22 protein-coding genes are annotated in these 19,907 nt (G+C 75.0%); 13 read left to right on the top strand and 9 right to left on the bottom strand.

The genetic code is table 11. From position 1 onward, the window contains the following. Positions 1–45 precede the first annotated feature (45 nt). From BJ989_RS16365 to rplQ, 9 genes are all read left to right on the top strand, one after another. On the top strand, positions 46–2,055 hold the full coding sequence (locus tag BJ989_RS16365; protein WP_425490011.1) for an ATP-dependent DNA helicase: 2,010 nt from the start codon (positions 46–48) through the stop codon (positions 2,053–2,055). A gap of 148 nt (positions 2,056–2,203) precedes the next feature. Beyond that, positions 2,204–3,325: an LLM class flavin-dependent oxidoreductase gene (locus BJ989_RS16360; RefSeq protein WP_343049453.1), complete on the top strand. Its 1,122-nt coding sequence runs from the start codon at positions 2,204–2,206 to the stop codon at positions 3,323–3,325. 269 nt (positions 3,326–3,594) lie between these two features. After that, a complete protein-coding gene (gene infA / locus BJ989_RS16355; RefSeq protein WP_011757309.1) occupies positions 3,595–3,816 on the top strand; it encodes a translation initiation factor IF-1 in 222 nt (73 codons plus the stop codon). 52 nt (positions 3,817–3,868) lie between these two features. Beyond that, positions 3,869–3,982: a 50S ribosomal protein L36 gene (gene rpmJ, locus BJ989_RS16350; RefSeq protein WP_056862094.1), complete on the top strand. Its 114-nt coding sequence runs from the start codon at positions 3,869–3,871 to the stop codon at positions 3,980–3,982. Positions 3,983–4,182: 200 nt separating this feature from the next. Further along, positions 4,183–4,557, top strand: coding sequence for a 30S ribosomal protein S13 (rpsM, locus tag BJ989_RS16345; RefSeq protein WP_179519116.1), 375 nt, complete (start codon positions 4,183–4,185; stop codon positions 4,555–4,557). 70 nt (positions 4,558–4,627) lie between these two features. Beyond that, complete coding sequence (rpsK, locus tag BJ989_RS16340; RefSeq protein WP_125038984.1) at positions 4,628–5,035, top strand: 30S ribosomal protein S11; 408 nt, start codon at positions 4,628–4,630, stop codon at positions 5,033–5,035. Positions 5,036–5,067: 32 nt separating this feature from the next. Continuing rightward, the gene (gene rpsD, locus BJ989_RS16335) at positions 5,068–5,676 is read left to right on the top strand and encodes a 30S ribosomal protein S4 (protein ID WP_179519115.1); all 609 of its coding nucleotides are present in this window, start codon (positions 5,068–5,070) and stop codon (positions 5,674–5,676) included. Positions 5,677–5,809: 133 nt separating this feature from the next. Next, a complete protein-coding gene (locus BJ989_RS16330) occupies positions 5,810–6,826 on the top strand; it encodes a DNA-directed RNA polymerase subunit alpha (RefSeq protein WP_179519114.1) in 1,017 nt (338 codons plus the stop codon). Between the two features lie 90 nt (positions 6,827–6,916). Further along, positions 6,917–7,603, top strand: a complete 687-nt coding sequence (gene rplQ, locus BJ989_RS16325) for a 50S ribosomal protein L17 (protein ID WP_179519113.1) — start codon at positions 6,917–6,919, stop codon at positions 7,601–7,603. An 81-nt stretch (positions 7,604–7,684) separates the two neighbouring features. Here rplQ and BJ989_RS16320 read toward each other — a convergent pair whose 3' ends face one another. Then, entirely contained in the window at positions 7,685–8,446 is a 762-nt protein-coding gene (locus BJ989_RS16320) for a DUF2786 domain-containing protein (RefSeq protein WP_179519112.1), read from the bottom strand. 109 nt (positions 8,447–8,555) lie between these two features. After that, on the bottom strand, positions 8,556–8,957 hold the full coding sequence (locus tag BJ989_RS16315; protein WP_343049451.1) for a GntR family transcriptional regulator: 402 nt from the start codon (positions 8,955–8,957) through the stop codon (positions 8,556–8,558). 50 nt (positions 8,958–9,007) lie between these two features. Here BJ989_RS16315 and BJ989_RS16310 point away from each other — a divergent pair, with 50 nt between their 5' ends. Then, positions 9,008–9,940, top strand: a complete 933-nt coding sequence (locus tag BJ989_RS16310) for a carbohydrate kinase family protein (protein WP_343049450.1) — start codon at positions 9,008–9,010, stop codon at positions 9,938–9,940. A gap of 25 nt (positions 9,941–9,965) precedes the next feature. On the opposite strand, the gene BJ989_RS16305 is transcribed toward BJ989_RS16310, so the two are convergent. Beyond that, positions 9,966–11,660 (bottom strand): NAD(P)/FAD-dependent oxidoreductase, encoded by a 1,695-nt coding sequence (locus BJ989_RS16305; RefSeq protein WP_343049449.1) that lies wholly within the window; start codon positions 11,658–11,660, stop codon positions 9,966–9,968. 10 nt (positions 11,661–11,670) lie between these two features. Then, positions 11,671–12,423, bottom strand: a complete 753-nt coding sequence (locus tag BJ989_RS16300; RefSeq protein WP_179519111.1) for a DUF72 domain-containing protein — start codon at positions 12,421–12,423, stop codon at positions 11,671–11,673. A 55-nt stretch (positions 12,424–12,478) separates the two neighbouring features. On the opposite strand from BJ989_RS16300, the gene truA reads away from it, so the two are divergent. Both truA and BJ989_RS16290 read left to right on the top strand, forming a co-directional pair. Continuing rightward, positions 12,479–13,375 (top strand): tRNA pseudouridine(38-40) synthase TruA, encoded by an 897-nt coding sequence (gene truA, locus BJ989_RS16295; protein WP_343049448.1) that lies wholly within the window; start codon positions 12,479–12,481, stop codon positions 13,373–13,375. Next, positions 13,372–13,980: a class I SAM-dependent methyltransferase gene (locus tag BJ989_RS16290; protein WP_179519109.1), complete on the top strand. Its 609-nt coding sequence runs from the start codon at positions 13,372–13,374 to the stop codon at positions 13,978–13,980. Before truA ends, BJ989_RS16290 begins: the two co-directional genes overlap by 4 nt. 32 nt (positions 13,981–14,012) lie before the next feature. On the opposite strand, the gene BJ989_RS16285 is transcribed toward BJ989_RS16290, so the two are convergent. Genes BJ989_RS16285 through BJ989_RS16265 form a run of 5 tightly spaced genes read right to left on the bottom strand, consistent with a single transcriptional unit; the run spans position 14,013 to position 19,084 of the window. Then, positions 14,013–15,164, bottom strand: coding sequence for an acyl-CoA dehydrogenase family protein (locus BJ989_RS16285; protein WP_179519108.1), 1,152 nt, complete (start codon positions 15,162–15,164; stop codon positions 14,013–14,015). A 20-nt stretch (positions 15,165–15,184) separates the two neighbouring features. Next, positions 15,185–16,417: an acyl-CoA dehydrogenase family protein gene (locus BJ989_RS16280; protein WP_179519107.1), complete on the bottom strand. Its 1,233-nt coding sequence runs from the start codon at positions 16,415–16,417 to the stop codon at positions 15,185–15,187. A gap of 50 nt (positions 16,418–16,467) precedes the next feature. After that, entirely contained in the window at positions 16,468–17,508 is a 1,041-nt protein-coding gene (locus tag BJ989_RS16275; protein WP_179519106.1) for a phosphotransferase, read from the bottom strand. Next, positions 17,505–18,332: an SDR family NAD(P)-dependent oxidoreductase gene (locus BJ989_RS16270; RefSeq protein WP_179519105.1), complete on the bottom strand. Its 828-nt coding sequence runs from the start codon at positions 18,330–18,332 to the stop codon at positions 17,505–17,507. The genes BJ989_RS16275 and BJ989_RS16270 overlap by 4 nt, the downstream gene beginning before the upstream one ends. After that, positions 18,332–19,084: an SDR family oxidoreductase gene (locus tag BJ989_RS16265; protein ID WP_343049447.1), complete on the bottom strand. Its 753-nt coding sequence runs from the start codon at positions 19,082–19,084 to the stop codon at positions 18,332–18,334. Before BJ989_RS16265 ends, BJ989_RS16270 begins: the two co-directional genes overlap by 1 nt. Before the next feature lie 149 nt (positions 19,085–19,233). Between BJ989_RS16265 and BJ989_RS16260 the strand changes: the two genes are divergently transcribed. Further along, a complete protein-coding gene (locus tag BJ989_RS16260) occupies positions 19,234–19,854 on the top strand; it encodes a TetR-type transcription factor C-terminal domain-containing protein (protein ID WP_179519103.1) in 621 nt (206 codons plus the stop codon). Positions 19,855–19,907 lie beyond the last annotated feature (53 nt).

Here is a 19,907-nt window from a genome sequence, read left to right as displayed (position 1 = left end):
GCCGTCGCGGCGGCCGAGGTCGGCGGTCGCGGTTAGGGTGCAGCGGTGCCGGAGACCACCACCGTGAGCGCCCCCGCCGACGCCGTCGAGGCGCTGCTGGGGCGCGCCGTCGAGAAGCTGGGCGGCGAGCGGCGCGACGGTCAGGTCGAGATGGCCCGCGCCGTCGCCGAGGCCTTCGCCGAGGAGCGCCACCTGCTCGTGCAGGCCGGCACGGGCACCGGCAAGTCGCTGGCCTACCTCGTGCCGGCGCTGCTCCACGACCGCCGCGTCGTGGTGGCCACGGCGACCCTCGCGCTGCAGCACCAGCTGGTCGAGCGCGACCTGCCGCGGCTGGTCGAGGCGCTCGGCGACTTCCCCGGGCTCGACACCTCCTTCGCCGTGCTCAAGGGCCGTTCCAACTACGCGTGCCTGCACCGCGTGCGCGAGGGCGTGCCCGACGAGCAGGGCGCGCTCGTCTCGATGCCCGAGGGCAGCCTCGGGGCCGAGGTGGTCGCGCTGCGCGAGTGGGTCGAGGAGGAGGCCGCCGGTGGCGGCACCGGTGAGCGCGACGGCGCGCCGCGCCACACCGAGCGGGTCTGGCGCCAGGTGAGCGTGAGCGCGCGCGAGTGCCTCGGCGCGTCGCGCTGCGCCTACGGCACGGAGTGCTTCGCCGAGCTGGCCAAGGAGCGGGCGCAGCGCAGCCAGCTCGTGGTCACCAACCACTCGCTGCTCGCCATCGACGCGATCGAGGGCGTGCCGATGATCCCCGACTACGACGCCGTCGTCGTCGACGAGGCCCACGAGCTGGTCGCCCGCGTCACCCAGGCCGCCACCGACGAGCTGTCGGTCGGCGACGTCGAGCGCGCGGCCCGGCGCGCGGCGCGCCACGTCGACGGCGGCGAGGCCGACGACCTCGACGACGCCGCCGGCGCCCTCGACGACGCGTTGCGCGAGGTCGACGCCGGTCGCATCGACCGCCAGCCCCAGCAGCTCGCCGACGCGCTGGTGCTGGTGCGCGACGCGGCGCGCGCCTGCCTCTCGGCCTTCCCGCGCGAGGAGCCGGGCTCGGGCTCCTCCGGTGAGGGGGCCGACCCCGGCAAGCAGCAGGCCAAGGGCTGGGTGCAGGAGGTGCACCAGGTCGCCGAGCGGATGGCCGCGGCGCTCGACTCCGACGTGCTGTGGCTCAGCGAGGCCCGCGAGCGGGTGCCGGCGCGGCTGTGCGTGGCGCCGCTGCAGGTGTGGGGCACGCTGCGCGACCGGTTGCTGGCAGAGAAGACCACCGTCATGACGTCGGCGACGCTGATGCTCGGCGGCGACTTCGCGGCCGTCGCCGGCACGCTCGGGCTCAAGCCGAGCGAGCGGGTGCTCGACGGGCAGGAGGCGCCCGCCCCGGCCGAGGGTGTGCTGCCGTGGCGCGGCCTCGACGTCGGCTCGCCGTTCGACTACGGCAAGCAGGCGATCCTCTACGTCGCCCGCCACCTGCCGCCGCCGGGCCGCGACGGTCTCGGCCCGGCCCAGCTCGACGAGATCGTCGAGCTGGTCGACGCCTCCGACGGCCGCGCCCTCGGTCTCTTCTCGTCTCGCCGGGCGGCCGAGGCGGCGGCCGAGGCCGTCCGCGAGCGGCTGCCCCACCTGACCACGCTCGCCCAGGGCGACGCACAGCTGCCCGAGCTCGCGCGCCAGTTCGTGGCCGACCCCCACACCTGCCTCTTCGGCACGCTCAGCCTCTGGCAGGGCCTCGACGTGCCGGGCGACACCTGCCAGCTGGTGATGATCGACCGCATCCCCTTCCCGCGCCCCGACGACCCGCTGATGAGCGCGCGCCAGCGGGCCGCCGACCAGGCCGGTGGCAACGGCTTCATGCAGGTCGCCGCCACCCACGCCGCGCTCCTGCTCGCCCAGGGCGCCGGCCGCCTGGTCCGCACCACCGCCGACCGCGGCGTCGTGGCGCTCCTCGACCCCCGCATCGCCACCGCCCGCTACGGCGGGTTCCTCAAGGCCAGCCTCCCGCCCATGTGGTCGACCACCGACCCCGCGCTGGTGCGCCAGGCCCTCGCCCGCCTCGCCGCCGACTGACCACCTCGCCCTCCCGGCGTACGGCCCGCCCCGGCCCGCCCCTCGTCGCGGCACGCGTTCCTGCACGCAGTGGCGTGCGCTCGCGATGACGCACGCGGGGAGCGGGGTGGCGGGGAACAAGCCCCCGGCGGGCCACGTTGGACCCGGGGTGACCTCCCACGACGCCGCCCCGGAGCCCGTCCGCCGCACCCCGACGCTGTCGGTGCTCGACCTGGTGCCCGTGCGCAGCGACCAGACCAGCGCCGACGCCGTCGCGGCCACCCGCGCGCTGGCGCAGGTGGCCGACCGGCTGGGCTACCGCCGCTACTGGGTCGCCGAGCACCACAACATGCCGGCGGTCGCAGCGACCAACCCGCCGGTGCTGATGGCGCTGCTGGCCGCCGCGACCGACCGCATCCGCGTCGGCTCGGGCGGGATCATGCTCCCCAACCACGCGCCGCTCGTGGTGGCCGAGCAGCTCGCGCTGCTCGAGGCTGCCTTCCCGGGTCGCGTCGACCTCGGCATCGGTCGGGCGCCCGGCTCCGACCCGGTCACGAGCTGGGCGCTGCGCCACGGTGCCGGCGGGGTCGAGGAGGACGCGGTCGCGCGCTTCCCGCAGCACGTCGACGACGTGCTCGCCATGCTCGACCGCGACGGGGTCGGCCTGCGGGTCGGTGGCCGGGTGCACGCGCTGCGGGCCACGCCGGCGGCCACGGGCGTGCCGGCGGTCTGGCTCCTCGGCTCCTCCGACTACTCCGCACGCCTGGCGGCCGAGCGGGGCCTGCCCTACGTCTTCGCCCACCACTTCTCGGGCCAGGGCACGGCCGAGGCGCTGCGGCTCTACCGCGACGGCTTCCGCCCATCGGAGCACGCCGAGCGGCCCACGACCTTCCTCACCGTCAACGTCGCGGTGGCCCCGACCCGCGAGGAGGCGCTGCGGCTCGCGCTCCCGCAGGTGCAGGCGATGGTCGCCCTGCGCACGGGCGCCCCGCTCACCCCGCAGCGCCTGGTCGAGGAGGCCGAGGCCGCACCGGTCGCCGACGCGCACCGCCCCCTGGTCGAGGCGATGCTGTCGCGCTGGGTGGTCGACGAGCCGGTCGCGGCCGCGGCGCGGGTGCGTGCGCTCGCCGCCGAGCACGACGTCGACGAGGTGATGGTGCACCCGGTGGCGAGCGCCGTGGCGGGCACGCCGGCCGACCGCGCGCCCGCCCGCGAGCGCACGCTGGAGCTGCTGGCGGCGGCTCTCGGCGCGGGTGCCGAGGTGCCCGTCGGGGCCGCCGCGCACGCCTGACCCCCCGCCCCGCGCGACCCCACCTGCGATTAGGGGTTTGCCGCGCCGTCCCCCTAGACTGGCGTGTCGGCCCAACGTGGGTCCGCCCTGCGCTGCCTCGCGGCTGCTCGGTCCTCGCTCCTCCGCCCTCACCGGCAGCGGCGCGGTGCGCCCGGGAAGAGGCGTGCGGAGCGGCTGCACGAGGTCCACCCGGACTGCCCGCACGCGGGCGCCCCGGGGCGGTTCCCGGGCCGACGGTAGGCACCGACCAACGACAGATTGCGGAGGACATGCCGAAGAAAGAAGGCGTGATCGAGATCGAGGGCACCGTGGTGGAGGCACTCCCGAACGCGATGTTCCGGGTGGAGCTCTCCAACGGCCACAAGGTCCTCGCCCACATCAGCGGCAAGATGCGGCAGCACTACATCCGCATCCTCCCCGAGGACCGCGTGGTGGTGGAGCTCTCGCCGTACGACCTCACCCGAGGTCGGATCGTCTACCGCTACAAGTAGGCCGCGCACCGCGGTCTGCTGCTCTGCCAGCCGACACTCGAAAGGGCCTCCTGTGAAGGTCAACCCCAGCGTCAAGAAGATCTGCGACAAGTGCCAGGTGATCCGTCGCCATGGCCGCGTCATGGTCATCTGCGAGAACCCGCGCCACAAGCAGCGCCAGGGCTGAGCCCACCGCTCACCCGCGCCCACCGGCGTACGACGTGCCCCACGGCGCGTCAGCTCCACCGCACCACCCCACGTGATCGCTGAACCGGGCACCGCCCGGCTCGACCACCCCCGGCGCAGAGGCCGGGGCCCGCACCGACGAGGAGCGGGACGCGACACGACCGACACCTCTGCCGCAACCCGAAGGGATACCGCCACCTCATGGCACGCCTCGTCGGTGTCGACCTCCCGCGCGACAAGCGCATCGAGATCGCACTCACCTACATCTACGGCATCGGCCGTTCCTCCGCCCAGAAGCTCCTCGCCGAGACCGGCGTCGACCCCAACATGCGCGTCCACCAGCTCGGTGACGAGGAGCTCGTGAAGCTCCGCGACGCGATCGAGGCCACCTACAAGATCGAGGGTGACCTCCGTCGCGAGGTCCAGGCCGACATCCGCCGCAAGATCGAGATCGGCAGCTACCAGGGTCGTCGTCACCGCATGGGCCTGCCCGTCCGCGGTCAGCGCACGAAGACCAACGCGCGCACCCGCAAGGGCCCCAAGCGCACCGTCGCCGGCAAGAAGAAGGCGAAGTGACGCTGCGGCCCCGCCGCGTCACCGCTGACTTCCGCCCCCCCAGCCTCTAGAACCGCAGGAGAGAACCCGCATGCCTCCCAAGAGCCGCGCAGCGGCCGGCGCCAAGAAGGTGCGCCGCAAGGAGAAGAAGAACGTCGCTCAGGGCGAAGCCCACATCAAGAGCACGTTCAACAACACCATCGTCACGATCACCGACCCCACCGGTGCGGTGATCTCGTGGGCCTCGGCCGGCACCGTCGGCTTCAAGGGCTCGCGCAAGTCCACCCCCTTCGCCGCACAGATGGCCGCCGAGGCCGCTGGGCGTCGGGCGATGGAGCACGGCATGAAGAAGATCGACGTCTTCGTCAAGGGCCCGGGCTCGGGCCGCGAGACGGCGATCCGGTCCCTGGGTGCGATCGGCCTCGAGGTCGGCACCATCCAGGACGTCACGCCCACGCCCCACAACGGATGCCGCCCGCCCAAGCGCCGGCGCGTCTGAGCCCGACACCAGAGACCTAGGAGCAGACAGACATGGCCCGCTACACCGGCCCCATGACCCGCAAGTCGCGCCGTCTCGGTGTCGACCTGGTCGGCGGTGACGCCGCCTTCGAGCGTCGTCCCTACGCGCCCGGCCAGCACGGTCGCGCCCGCATCAAGGAGAGCGAGTACCGCTCGCAGCTCCAGGAGAAGCAGAAGGCCCGCTTCACCTACGGCGTGATGGAGAAGCAGTTCCACAACTACTACGTCGAGGCCTCGCGCCGCTCCGGCAAGACCGGCGACAACCTCCTGCAGCTGCTGGAGTGCCGCCTCGACAACGTGGTCTACCGCGCGGGCTTCGCCCGCACGCGCCGCCACGCCCGCCAGCTCGTGGTCCACGGCCACTTCCTGGTCAACGGCAAGAAGGTCGACATCCCGTCCTACCAGGTCACCGCGTACGACATCGTCGACGTCCGGGAGAAGTCGCTCGAGACGACCCCGTTCATCGTCGCCCGCGAGACCCACGGCGAGCGCGTCGTCCCGGCCTGGATGGAGGTGCTGCCCTCGCGCATGCGCATCCTGGTGCACCAGGTCCCCGTCCGGGCGCAGATCGACGTCCCGGTCCAGGAGCAGCTGATCGTGGAGTTCTACTCCAAGAAGTGATCCGGTCGGGGGTCCGGGTCCGCCCGGGCCCCCGCCGCCTCCCCGTCCGCGGGGGGACCGCACAGCTCCGCTTCCGTCATCCACGTTGTTCGGGCCCGTCATATGGCGGGTGGGCCCGGGAAGGAAAGAACCAGTGCTCATCGCACAGCGCCCCACCCTGTCGGAAGAGACCGTCGACGAGTTCCGCTCGCGGTTCGTCATCGAGCCCCTGGAGCCGGGCTTCGGCTACACGCTCGGCAACTCCCTGCGCCGCACCCTGCTCTCCTCGATCCCCGGTGCCTCGGTCACGAGCATCAAGATCGACACCGTCCTCCACGAGTTCTCGACCATCGAGGGCGTCAAGGAGGACGTGACCGAGGTGATCCTCAACCTCAAGGGCCTCGTCGTCTCCTCCGAGCACGACGAGCCGGTCACGATGTACCTGCGCAAGTCCGGTGCCGGCGACGTCACCGCCGCCGACATCGCGCCCCCGGCCGGTGTCGAGGTGCACAACCCCGACCTGAAGATCGCGACGCTGTCGGAGAAGGGCAAGCTCGAGATGGAGCTGGTCGTCGAGCGCGGCCGCGGCTACGTCTCGGCCGTCCAGAACAAGGGCGCCGACAACGAGATCGGCCGCATGCCGGTCGACTCGATCTACAGCCCCGTGCTGAAGGTGACCTACAAGGTCGAGGCCACCCGTGTCGAGCAGCGCACCGACTTCGACAAGCTCGTCATCGACGTCGAGACCAAGCCCTCGATCCGTCCCCGCGACGCGATCGCCTCGGCCGGCAAGACGCTGGTCGAGCTCTTCGGCCTCGCCCGTGAGCTCAACGTCGAGGCCGAGGGCATCGACATCGGCCCGTCGCCGGTCGACGAGCAGCTGGCCGCCGACCTGGCCCTGCCGGTCGAGGACCTGCAGCTCACCGTGCGGTCCTACAACTGCCTCAAGCGCGAGGGCATCCACACCGTGGGTGAGCTCATCAGCCGCTCGGAGCAGGACCTGCTCGACATCCGCAACTTCGGTGCGAAGTCGATCGACGAGGTCAAGGCCAAGCTGGTCGAGATGGGCCTGTCGCTCAAGGACAGCGCGCCCGGCTTCGACCCGGCCACCGCCCTCGCCGCCTACGGCGACGACGACGACGATGCCTTCGTCGAGGACGAGCAGTACTGACCTGCGCCTGGCGCACCACCGCCACGCAGCACTGCACCACCCACCACTACCCCGGTACCTGACACGGCCGGGGAGAACTGAGAGCACACGATGCCCACTCCCAAGAAGGGCGCCCGCCTCGGCGGCAGCCCGGCCCACCAGCGGCTGATCCTCGCGAACCTCGCCACGGCGCTGTTCGAGCACGGCCGGATCACCACCACCGAGGCGAAGGCGCGCACGCTGCGCCCCGTCGCGGAGAAGCTCATCACCAAGGCCAAGAAGGCCCACCTCGGCGAGAACGCCCTGCACAACCGTCGCGAGGTCCTCAAGACCATCCGCGACAAGGGCGTCGTGCACACCCTCTTCACCGAGATCGCCCCGACCTTCGAGGAGCGTCCGGGTGGCTACACCCGGATCACGAAGATCGGCCCCCGCAAGGGCGACAACGCCCCCATGGCGGTCATCGAGCTGGTGACCGAGGCCTACGAGCCCAAGCAGCGCGCCACCAAGCCCGCCGCCGGCTCGTCGACCACCTCGTCCGCCGCCGCGCCCGCCGCGGAGGTCGGCCCCACGGACATCACCGAGGAGTCCGGCCCGGAGGAGAGCGTCGTCGCCGAGGCCCAGGCCGAGGAGCTCGAGGGCACCGACACCGAGGCGCCCGACAGCGCCGACGGTGCCGACCTGGAGCCCGCCCCCACGACCGACGAGCCCGAGGTCGCCGCGGCGACCGAGGACGCGCCGGCCGAGCAGACCGCCGACGAGGCCGTCGAGGGCACCGACGGCGAGGCCAAGGCCTGAGCGCCTGACCCCGCCGCACCGCACGGTCACGAGGACCCGCCGCCCCACCGGGGTGGCGGGTCCTCGTGCGTGCGGGGGTGCTCAGGAGCCGGGCAGGCCGCGCCGCCCACCGAGGCGGGTGCCGCCCAGGTCGGCGCGCTGACCGGCGCTCCACCCCTCCTCGGCGCCGCCGCCCGAGAGCCGGCGGGGCCGCGCCTCGCGTGCCGCGGGGTAGGCCGCGACGACCGCCTCGCGGACCAGGGCGTCGCGGTCGGCGAGCACCAGGCCCGTGCCGCGGGCGCCCGGTGGTGCCGCGGCCTCGGCGTCTCGTCGGGCCGCGCGCTCGGCCTCGGCGAGGCGGACGTCGACCGCCGCGGTGAAGCCGGCGAGCCAGCTCCGCCGGAAAGCGGCGGCGTGGGCCCGCGCCGGCACGGGCGCGCGCGCGAGCCCGTGGTGGGCCTGCACCAGCAGGCTGGTCCACAGCACCTCGGCCCGCTCGAGGTCGCTGCGGTGGCCGAAGAGGTGCACCGAGCGCTCGACGCCGTCGTCGCCGCGGCGCCGGCGCACCACCACCTGGCAGCGCAGCCGCAGCGCCACCGCGCCGAGCAGGTCGGCCTTGTCGGCGGCGTAGGGCGCCTCGACCGCCACCACGCGGTCGCCCACGGGGTCGCTGCCGGGGTCGTCCGCTGCGAGCAGCGCGGCGTCGATGCCCCACGACGCGATGAGCGCCGTCGCCTTGGCCGTGCACGCCTCCGCCTCGGGGCCGGTCGACGCGGGGTCCTCGGCCTTGGCCAGCAGGGCCCGCACCTTGCGCATCACCGCCTCGCGTCGCTGCGCGGCCTCCGTCGGCGTGGTCGTCGTCATGGGTGCCAGCCTGCCGGGTGCCGCCGACAGCCGTGGCCGCTCCTCCACAGGGCCGGGTGGGGGGTCGGGAGACGGCCTCGGCGGGCCGCCTCGGCCAGCCGGAGCGCGGTCAGCGGGGCCAGGCCCGCTCGAGGAGTCGCTGCGCCTCGGCGAGCCCGAGGCCGAGGCGGCGCGCGGCGGCGGCGTACTCCGCCGCGGCGCGGGTCGCCTCCGGGGTGCCGGCCGTCGCGGAGCCCGCGACGGAGGTGCCGCGCCGACCCTCGGTCACGACGACGCCGTCGGCCTCCAGCTCGCGGTAGGCCCGGGCGACGGTCCCGGGCGCCACGCCCAGAGCCGCCGCGAGCGCCCGGACGGGCGGCAGCCGGGTGCCGGCCGGCAGCGCGCCCGAGGCGGCGGCGCGGGCCACCTGCACCCGCAGCTGCTCGAAGGGCGGCTCGGCCCCCGCCGGGTCGAGCGGGGCGAGCCCCGCAGGCAGCGCGGGCGGGTCGTCGGGGCCGGCGAGAGGCGTCACGGACGAGACGCTACGTCGGCCCCGTCGCCGCGGTGCGGTAGACAGGCCCGGTGAGCGCTCCCGTGCCGGCACCGGTCCCGGATCCTGCCCTGGTCCTCGGCGAGGCCCTCGTCGACGTCGTGCGGCGCCCCGGCGCGGCCGACGTCGAGCACCCCGGTGGCAGCGCGGCCAACGTCGCCGTGGCCCTGGCCCGGTTGGGACGACCGGTGCGGTTCGCGACGGCGTGGGGCGACGACGCGCGCGGCCGCGTCCTGGCGGAGCACGTGGGCCGCGACGGGGTGGAGCTGCACGGCGACCCGGTCGTGCTGGGGCACACCTCGACCGCCGTCGCGACGTTGGACGAGGGTGGCGCCGCGTCCTACACCTTCGACCTCGACTGGCGCCTCGGTCCGCTGCCGCCGGTCGAGGCCCGGGTGGTCCACGCCTGCTCGATCGCGGCGGTGCTCGAGCCGGGGTGCGCGCAGGTGGTCGCCGTGCTCGCGGCCGCCCGTGGGCGCAGCACCACGACCTACGACGTCAACGTGCGGCCGGCGATCACCGGCACGGGTCCGGGGCTGGTGCGGGCGGTGGAGCGGGTCGCCGAGCACGCCGACGTGGTGAAGGCCAGCGACGAGGACCTCGAGGCGCTGTGGCCCGACCGGTCGGTGGAGGAGGCCGCCGCCCACCTGCACGGGCTGGGCGCGCTCGCCGTCGTCGTGACCCGCGGCGGCGACGGCGCGACCGTGGTGACCCCGACCGGTCGGGCGGACGTCGCGAGCCCGGCCACGACGGTGGCCGACACCATCGGTGCGGGCGACACCTTCATGGCCGGCCTGCTCGACGCGCTGTGGGAGCGCGACCTGCTCGGCGCCGCGGGCCGCGAGGCGCTGGCGGGTCTGGACCCGCGCGAGTGGGAGCCGGTGCTGACGTGGGCGGCGCGGGTCGCCGCGGTCACGGTGTCGAGGCCCGGCGCCGACCCGCCGCGGCGCCACGAGGTCGGCTGAGCCGCGGGCGGCCGGCGCGCGCCGCTCAGGCGAGGTGCGCGTGGACGAGCGGCACCACCGAGGCGCCCTCGCCCGACGCGGCGGCCACGCGCTTCATGGAGCCGGCGCGCACGTCGCCGGCGGCGAAGACGCCGGGCACGCCCGTGGCCAGCTCGGCCGGCGGCAGCCCGTCGACCCACTGCTCGCGCGGCACGTCGCGGCCGGTGAGCACGAAGCCGCGCCCGTCGCGCTGCACCGCGGGCGGCAGCCACTCGCAGTGGGGCTCGGCGCCCAGCAGCAGCAGGAGTCCGCCGACCTCTCGGCGCTCGCGCTCCCCGGTGCGGGTGTCGGCCAGCTCCACCCACTCGAGCCGGCCGTCGCCGCCGCCGTCGACGACCTGGGTGCAGGGGCGCACCGTGATGGTCGGGTGGGTCTCGATCTCGGTCACGAGGTAGGCCGACATCGTCTCGGCCAGCCCTTCGCGGCGCACGACGATCGTGACCGAGCGCGCGAAGCGGGCGACGTGCACGGCCGCCTGCCCGGCGGAGTTGCCGCCCCCGACGACGACGACGTCGTGGCCCTCCATCTCGCGCGCGGCGCTCATCGCGGCGCCGTAGTGCACCCCGTTGCCGACCAGGGCCTCGAGCGGCGCCACGCCGAGCGTGCGGTAGGCGACGCCCGTCGCCACCACCACCGTCCGGGCCCGGGCGTCGCCCCCGCCGGTGCGCAGCAGGTGCGGCTCCTCGCCGGAGCCCGGCTCGAGCGCGGTGACCTCCCAGCCGGTGACGAAGCGGGTGCCGAAGCGGATGGCCTGGTTGCGCGCCCGCTGCGCCAACCGCATGCCCGAGATGCCGCGCGGGAAGCCGAGGTAGTTGCGGATCATCGAGCTGGTCCCGGCCTGGCCGCCCACCACGTCGGACTCCAGGACGACGGTCGAGAGCCCCTCGGACGCGGCGTACACCGCGGTCGCGAGGCCCGCCGGGCCGGCCCCGACCACCGCGACGTCGACCACGGTCTCCCCGAGGTCGACGTCGTCGGGCGCGCCGAAGACGGCCGACGAGACGTGCCGCGCGCTGGTCGCCACGAAGGGCTCGCCGCGCACCGGGTCGACCACCGGCCACCCGAGCGGACGGCCGTCGGGGCCGCGCTGGTCGTCGGGCAGCCGCTCGAGGACCTCGCGCCCGACCCCGCTGGCGGGGTCGTGGGTGCGGTGCGGCAGCCCCGTGCGGTCGAGCAGGTCGCGCACCGACAGCACCAGCGCGTCGGCGGCCGGGGCGACGAGGCGCACGCTCTCGACCACCGGGGCGGCCACCGTGGAGCCCCAGTCGGAGAGCAGCTCGGTGACCGCGGTGTGGAACTCCTCGTCGCGCACGCCGCGGGGCATCAGCAGGTAGGCGTCGTACTTGCCGGCGGCCATGCCGTGGCGCAGCGCCGGGGCGTCCTCGAGGAAGTGGTCGTGGTGCGCCGCGACCATGCGGCGCGCGGTCGGCACGACCTGGCGCCACCGGGCGATGGCCTCGAGCACGGGGAAGTCGCGCAACCGCGACTCGGTGACGAAGAGCGCGACCGGTCGCCCCGCGGCCCGCAGCTCCTCGGTGACCGCGAGCGCCTCGCCGCAGTCGCGCGCGGTGCGCAGGTGGTAGTCGCGGGCGTAGCGGTCGAACTCGTCGCGCAGGAAGTCGCCGCGGTGCTCCGAGACGAGCACGATCGCCGGCCTGGTCAGGTCGCTGGGGTCGCCCACGCGGGGGAGCCTAGGCCTCGCCGACGCCCTCGCGCACCAGGGTCCGCAGCCGCTCCGCGTCGTGCAGCGCTGCGCCCCCGAGGTCGTTGTTGAGGTAGCACCACGCCGTGCGGCCCTCGGCCCGCCAGCGCAGCAGCAGGTCGGCCCAGTGCCGCAGCTGCGCCTCCGCGTAGCGCCCGGCGTAGGGCCGCTCCGGGTCCGGCCCGTGCAGCCGGAGGTAGGCGTGGGGCGCCGTGGCGACCTCGCGGGTGAGGGTGCCGATCCCGTGCGTCACGACGTACGCCGCGCGGTGGCGCGCCAGCAGCGCGTCGACGTCGTCGTGGGCCCAGGAGGGGTGGCGCAGCTCGAGGGCGACCGGGACCCGGTCGGGCACCCGGGCCAGGAACGCGTCGAGCAGGTCGTCGTCGCGGGCCAGGTCGGCGGGCAGCTGCACGAGCACCTGCCCGGCGCGCGCGCCGAGGGCGTCGTGCGCGGCGGCGAGGCGGTCGGCCCAGGCGCCGTCGGGGTCGCGCAGCCGGCGGGCGTGGCTGATCCAGCGCGACGCCTTGACCGTCATCGCGAAGCCGTCGGGGAGGCTGCGCGACCAGCCCTCGAAGGGGCGGACCCCCGGCCAGCGGTAGAAGCTGGCGTTGAGCTCGACGGTGTCGAACCGCGCGGCGTAGAGGTCGCGCCAGCGGGACTTCGGCGTGCCCTCGGGGTAGAGCGGGCCGACCCAGTGCTCGTAGCTCCAGCCGGAGCAGCCGATGCGCACCTGGGGGCCCATGCTCCGCAGGTGCCCGCGACGGGCCGGACGATGCGGGGTCTGGGAGGATGCCCCGGTGCGCCTGCGGATCGACCTCGCCTACGACGGCCGCGGGTTCCGCGGCTGGGCGTCGCAGCCGGGGCTGCGCACCGTGCAGGCGACGCTGGAGGAGTCGCTCGCGACCGTGCTGCGGCTCGACGGGGTCGCGGTGACCTGCGCCGGTCGCACCGACACCGGGGTGCACGCGCGGGGACAGGTGGCGCACGTCGACCTCCCCGAGGGCGTGCTCGAGGCGGCGGCGGGCCGGGTGGCCGATGACCCGGCCGAGGCGCTGCTCCGACGCCTCAACGGCGTGCTGCCCGAGGACGTCCGCGCGCACGGGGCGCGCGCGGCGGCCCCGGGCTTCGACGCGCGCTTCTCGGCGGTGTGGCGCCGGTACGCCTACCGGGTCGCCGACGCCCCGGCGCTGGTCGACCCGCTCACCCGCGGCCACGTGCTCGCGTGGCCCCGCCCGCTCGACCTCGACCGGGTCAACGAGGCCGCTGCCGCGCTCGTCGGGCTCCACGACTTCGCCGCCTTCTGCAAGCGGCGCGAGGGCGCCACGACCGTGCGCACCCTGCTCGACCTGCGCTGGGAGCGCGACGCGGCCGGGGTGGCGGTCGCGACCGTGCGCGCCGACGCCTTCTGCCACTCGATGGTCCGTGCGCTGGTCGGCTGCCTGCTGGCCGTCGGGGAGGGTCGCCGCGAGCCGGGCTGGGCGGCCGACGTGCTCGCAGGGAGGCAGCGCGACCCCGCCGTCGCCGTGGCGCACGCGCACGGCCTCACGCTGGAGGAGGTCGGCTACCCGCCCGACGCCGAGCTCGCCGCCCAGGCCACCACCGCGCGCCGCCGCCGGGAGCTGCCGGACCCGGTGGTGACCGGGGCCGTCACGGCCCAGGCGCGGAGCGAGGCGCAGAGCGAGGAGCAGGCATGAGCGACGAGCACTACTTCAGCGCCGACCCGTCCGTCCCGTTCACGCGCGAGCCGGTGACCTGCCGGGTCTGGGGCCACGACCTCGACCTGGTGTCCGGCTCCGGGGTCTTCGCGCGCGGGCGCCTCGACGCCGGCACCGCGGTGCTGCTGCGGGAGACGGAGCCGCCGGTCGACGCCCGGCGGGTGCTCGATCTGGGGTGCGGCTGGGGCGTGATCGGGCTGGCGATCGCCCGCGCCGTCCCCGAGGCAGACGTGACGGGCGTCGACGTCAACGAGCGCGCACTGCTGCTGGCGCGCGAGAACGCCGCCACGCTCGGGGTGGCCGACCGCTACCGGGCGGTGACGCCGGCGGACGTGCCGGCGGACGCGACGTACGACGAGGTGTGGAGCAACCCGCCCATCCGCATCGGCAAGCAGGCGCTGCACGAGCTGCTGCTCACCTGGCTGCCCCGGCTCGCGCCGGGTGGTCGTGCGGTGATGGTGGTCGGCAAGAACCTGGGCGGCGACTCGCTGCAGCGCTGGCTGGGCGAGCAGGGCTGGCCCACCGAGCGGGTCGCCAGCGCCAAGGGCTTCCGGGTGCTGGAGACCCGCCGCGCCGGGGACTGACGGGCGGGGCGGGTCTCGAGACCGTCCTCGGGTCAGGTGAACGCGTTGATCCCGGTCTCCGCACGGCCGATGAGCAGCTTCTGGATCTGGCTGGTGCCTTCGTAGAGCGTCATGACGCGGGCGTCGCGGAGGTACTTCTCGGGCGGGTACTCGTCGACGTATCCCGAGCCGCCGTGCACCTGGATGGCGAGGTTGGCGGCGCGGACGGCGGCCTCGGAGGCGAAGAGCTTGGCCTTGGACGCGGCGGTGCCGAAGGGCTCGCCACGGTCGACGAGGTCGGCGGTGCGCCACACGAGCAGCCGCGCGGCGTCGGCGTCCAGGGAGATGTCGGCGATCATGTCCTGCACCAGCTGGAAGGACGCGATCGGCCGGCCGAACTGGGTGCGGGTCGTCGCGTAGTCGACCGCCACCTCGAGGCAGCCCTGCACGATGCCGACGCAGCCGGCGGCGACCGCGAGCCGGCCCTTGTCGAGGGTGCTCATCGCGATCTTGAAGCCCTGCCCCTCCTCGCCGACCATCGCGGAGGAGGGCACGCGCAGGTCGTCCAGGAACAGCTCCGCGGTGGCCTGGCCCCGCAGCCCGAGCTTGCCCTTGATCTCGCGGGCCTCGAAGCCCGGTGCGTCGGTCGGCACGAGGAAGGCCGAGACGCCGCGCGGCCCCTCGCCGCCGGTGCGTGCGAAGACGAGGGCGACGTCGGCCCAGGTGCCGTTGGTGATGTAGAGCTTCTGCCCGGACAGCACCCAGTCGGACCCGTCGCGGCGTGCCCTGGTCGTCAGGTTGCCGGCGTCCGAGCCGGTGCCCGGCTCGGTGAGGCCGAAGCAGCCCAGCTTCTGCGCCGTCGCGAGCTGCGGCAGCCACTCCGCCTTCTGCTCCTCGGAGCCGAAGAACAGGACGGACTTGCCCACCAGGCCGCTGGAGACAGAGACGATCCCGCGCAGCGCGGAGTCGGCACGGCCCAGCTCCTCCATCGCGAGGGCGTAGGTGACGTAGTCGCCGCCGAGCCCGCCGTACTGCTCGGGGATGGTGAGGCCGAAGAAGCCGAGCTCCGCCATCTTCGGCACGATCGCGAGGTCGACGGCCTCGCGGCGGTCCCACTCCGTGCGGTGGGGGACCGCCTCCTTCTCCAGGAACTCCCGCGCCAGGCGGCGGAAGCTCTCCTGCTCCTCGGACAGCGACAGGTCCACGGGGTCTCCTCCTGCTCGGGCTAGTGCTGGTGGCGCGCGATCTCGGCCTTGGCGAGGCTGTTCTTGTGCACCTCGTCGGGACCGTCGGCGAAGCGCAGGGTGCGGATGCCGGCGTAGGCGTTGGCGAGCGGGAAGTCCTGGCTCAGGCCGCCGGCGCCGTGCACCTGGATGGCCTTGTCCAGGATCCACTGCACGGTGGCGGGGGTGGCGATCTTGATCGCCTGGATCTCGGTGTGGGCGCCGCGGTTGCCGACGGTGTCCATGAGCCACGCGGTCTTCAGCACCAGCAGCCGCAGCTGCTCGAGGCGCACCCGCGACTCCGCGATCCAGTCCCGCACGACGCCCTGCTGCGACAGCGTGCGGCCGAAGGCGGTGCGGGCCTCGGCGCGCTCGCACATCAGCTGGATCGCCATCTCGGCGACGCCGATCGAGCGCATGCAGTGGTGGATGCGGCCGGGGCCGAGACGGGCCTGCGCGATCGCGAAGCCCGCGCCCTCGGGGCCGATGAGGTTGGCGGCGGGCACGCGCACGTCGCTGAAGCGCAGCTCGGCGTGGCCGCCGTGCTCGTGGTCGTCGTAGCCGAAGACCTCCATGCCGCGCACGACCTCCAGCCCGGGGGTGTCGCGGGGGACCAGGACCATCGACTGCTGGCGGTGTCGCGAGGCCTCCGGGTCGGTCTTGCCCATGACGATGAAGACCTCGCACTCGGGGTTCATCGCGCCGGTGATCCACCACTTGCGGCCGTTGAGCACGAGCTCGTCGCCGTCGCGCTCGATGCGCGTGGCGATGTTGGTGGCGTCGGAGGAGGCGACGTCGGGCTCGGTCATCGCGAAGGCCGAGCGGATGCGCCCGTCCATCAGCGGCGTCAGCCAGCGCTCCTGCTGCTCCGGGGTGCCGAACATCGCCAGCACCTCCATGTTGCCGGTGTCGGGCGCCGCGCAGTTCATCACCGCCGGGGCGAGGTGGCCGCTGCGCCCGGAGATCTCGGCGAGCGGGGCGTACTGCAGGTTGGTGAGGCCGGGCGCCCCGTGCGCCTTGCCCTGCTCGCCGGGCAGGAAGAGGTTCCACAGCCCCCGCTCGCGCGCTGCCTCGCGCAGCTCGGCGAGCACCGGCACGCGCGACCAGGCCCACCGGTCGTCGAGCTCGCCGAGCTGGGCGTGGAAGGTCGCCTCGGCGGGGTGGACGTGGCTGTCCATGAAGTCGAGCAGCGTGCGCTGCAGCTCCTGGGTCGCGGCGTCGTGGGCGAAGTCCATGGTGTCTCCGGTCTGTGCGGGGGAGCGGGCGTACGTCGGGTGGTGGCGGGTCAGCGTCGCAGCGCGTCGAGGCCGGCGCCGAGCAGCGGCTCGACGGCGTCGCCGATGCGGTCGAAGCCCTCGCCGACGGTCTGGCCCTGCAGGAAGCGGTAGTGGATGCCCTCGAGGATGACGGCCAGCTTGAAGTAGGCCAGCCCGAGGTGGAAGGACATCTCGCCGAGGTCGCGGCCGCTCTGCGCGGAGTAGCGCTGCAGCTGCTCGTCGGTGCTGGGGAAGCCGGGGGCGGTGCTGGCGTCGGTGACCAGCAGCCCGCTGCGGTCGAGGCCGGCGAGCTGGTCGTAGACGGCGAGCAGGGCGAGGTCGGTGAGCGGGTCGCCGAGCGTGGCCATCTCCCAGTCGACGACCGCCCGCACCTCGGCGCCCTCGTGGGCGGCGTCGACGAGCAGGTTGTCGAGGCGGTAGTCGCCGTGGACGATCGTGTGGTCGGGCGAGGCCGCGCCGGGGGCGCGGCGTGCGAGCTCGGCGCGCAGCTCGTCGGCGCCGGCGAGGTCGCGGCTGTGCGAGCCCTCGAGCTGCTGGCCCCACCGCCGCACCTGCCGCTCGACGAAGCCCTCGGGTCGCCCGAAGCCCGCGAGGCCGACCTCGGCCGGGTCGACCGCGTGCAGCGCGGCGAGGGTGTCGACCATCGCCTCGGCGACGCGCCGGGTCGCGTCGGCGCCGAGCTCCTCCAGCTGGGCCCGAGAGCGGTAGGGCGTGCCCGCGACGTGCTCCATCACGTAGAACGTCGCGCCGAGCACCTCGGTGTCGTCGCAGCGCGCGAAGGTGCGCGGCACGGGCACCGGGGTGGGCGCCAGCGCGGTCATCACGGTGTGCTCGCGGCCCATGTCGTGCGCCGTCGCCTGCACGTGCCCGAGCGGCTGCCGGCGCACGATGCGGCAGGTCGTGCCGTCGGTGACGGCGTAGGTCAGGTTGGAGCGGCCCCCGGCGATCAGCTCGCCGGTCAGGTCGGGGCCGAGGTCGCCCGGGACCTGCGCGTCGTACCACCGGTGGAAGGCCGCGAGGTCGAGGCCGCGGGGGGAGGGGTCGGTCACGAGTCGGCTCCTGGCGAGGCGGTGGGCGTGCGGTCGACGAGCCGGCGCAGCTTGCGCATGCCGGCCAGCCAGCGGTCGGTCTGGGTGGCGCGGGCGGCGTAGTAGCCCGCGACCTCGGGGTGGGGCAGCACGAGGAAGCGGTCGTCGGCCAGGGAGTCGACCCAGGCCTGGGCGACGTCGTCGGGGTCGAGCGCGGCGTCGTGCGACAGCAGCGCGGTGAGCGGGCCCGCCTGCTCCAGCATGCGGGTGCGCACGCCCTGCGGGCAGATCGCCTGCACCGTGACGCCGCGGTCGCCGTAGGTCACCGAGAGCCACTCGGCGAAGGCGACCGCCCCGTGCTTGGTGACGGAGTAGGGCGCCGCGCCGATCATCGTGAGCAGCCCGGCGGCCGACGCGGTGACGACGAGGCGACCGCCGCGGCCGTCGCCCGTGCCGCCGTCCTCGGGCCCGAGCCAGCGCGGCACCAGGTGGCGCGCCGTGCGCACGTGGCTCATCACGTTGACCTCGTGCACCCGCGCCCAGGTCGCGTCGTCGGTCTCGAGGCCCGCGCCCGCGTCGATGCCGGCGTTGGCGAAGAAGCAGTCGACGCGCCCGAGCTCGGCGCTCGCCGCGTCCAGGAGGGCACGCACGCCCTCGTCGGAGGCGCAGTCGCCCGGCACCGCGGTGGCGCCGACCTCGGCGGCGGTGGCGGCGAGGCGCTCGGCGTCGAGGTCGTTGACGACCACGCGCGCACCCTCGCGCACCGCGCGGGCGGCCAGGGCCCGCCCGATGCCGCCGGCCGCGCCGGTGACGACGACGCCCTGGCCGGCCAGGACCCCGCTCATCAGGCGCCGCCCGTCAGCGTGACGCCGCCGTCGAGCACGACCGTCTGGCCCGTCAGCCACGACGCGTCGTCGGAGAGCAGGAAGGCCACCGCGCCGGCGACGTCGTCGGGGACGCCGAGCCGCTGCAGCGGGTAGGCCGCCGCGACCTGCTCCTCGCGGCCCTGGTAGAGCGCCTCGGCGAAGCGGGTCTTCACCACGGCGGGCGCGACCGCGTTGACGCGGATCGAGGGGCCGAGCTCGACGGCGAGCTCCTCGGTGAGGTGGATCAGCATCGCCTTGCTGGCGCCGTAGAAGGCGATGCCCGGCGCCGGCCGCAGGCCCGCGACGGACGCCACGTTGACGACCGCGCCGCCGTGCTCGCCCATCCAGGCGCGGTGGGCCTGCTGCACCCACGACAGCGCCGCGACGCAGTTGACCTCGGTGATCTTGCGGGCGGCGTCGAGGTCGAGGTCGACCAGCCGACCGAAGACGGGGTTGATGCCGGTGTTGTTGACCAGCAGGTCCAGGCTGCCGAACGCCTCGAGGGTCTGCGCGACGGCGTCGCGCTGGTGCTCGACGTCGTCGGCGCGGCCGGCCACCGCGATCGCGTGGTCGGGCCCGCCGAGCTCCTCGACGGCGGCGGCGAGGGCCTCCGGCTTGCGAGCCGTGACGCAGACCCGGACGCCCTCGGCCACCAGGCGCTGGGCGATGCCGAGGCCGATGCCGCGGCTCGCGCCGGTGACGAGGGCGGTGCGGCCGGCGAGGCCGTTCACGCGCGGGGTCCGGGGGTGGCGGAGCAGTGCACGGCGGAGGCCTCCAGGCGGCGGTCGTGGACAGGTGACTGAGCGCTTGCTTAGCATCGCCTCCACCGCACGGTCGCGTCAACGGCCGCGCGCCGCGTCGTACGCCGGGAGGAGGGGTCGTGGGCGGGTCCGGCAGCGAGGAGCCCCGCGAGCCCGTCGGGCGGGCCGACGCCGCGCGGTCGCGCCTGGCGCAGGCCGCGGTCGAGGCGTTCGCGGCCCGCGGCTTCCACGGCACGACGACCCGCGACATCGCGGCCGCGGCGGGCATGAGCCCGGCGGCGCTCTACGTGCACCACCGCAGCAAGGAGAGCCTGCTCTTCGCGCTGTCGCTCGAGGGTCACCGCCGCACGCTCGCGCTCGTCGAGGCGGCTGCGACGTCGCCCGGCGGCGTCGTCGAGCGGCTCGGGCGCCTCGTCGCCGACTTCGTGCGGCACCACGCGGTGAACAACACGTCGGCCCGGGTGGTGAACTACGAGCTCGCCGCGCTCGCCCCCGAGCACCTCGACGAGATCACCGCGCTGCGGCACCGCATCGAGCAGGTGGTCGTCGCCCTGGTGACCGAGGGCGTGGCGGCGGGCGAGCTCAGCACACCCGACCCGCGGATGAGCGCGGCGGCGGTCACCTCGCTCGGCATCGACGTCGCGCGCTGGTTCCGCCGAGGCGAGGGGTGGGCGCCCGACGAGGTCGCGGACCACTACCGGCTGCTGGTCCTGCGGATGCTGGGCGCCGACCCCGGCTGAGCCGCTCGGCAAATCGCTCGCCCGGGCCCGCGCCGTGCCGGACAATCGTCGCC

Source organism: Nocardioides perillae (assembly GCF_013409425.1).
Classification (GTDB): domain Bacteria; phylum Actinomycetota; class Actinomycetes; order Propionibacteriales; family Nocardioidaceae; genus Nocardioides; species Nocardioides perillae.
Note: the sequence above shows the minus strand (reverse complement) of the source record. Positions and strands in the feature narration are given on the sequence as shown.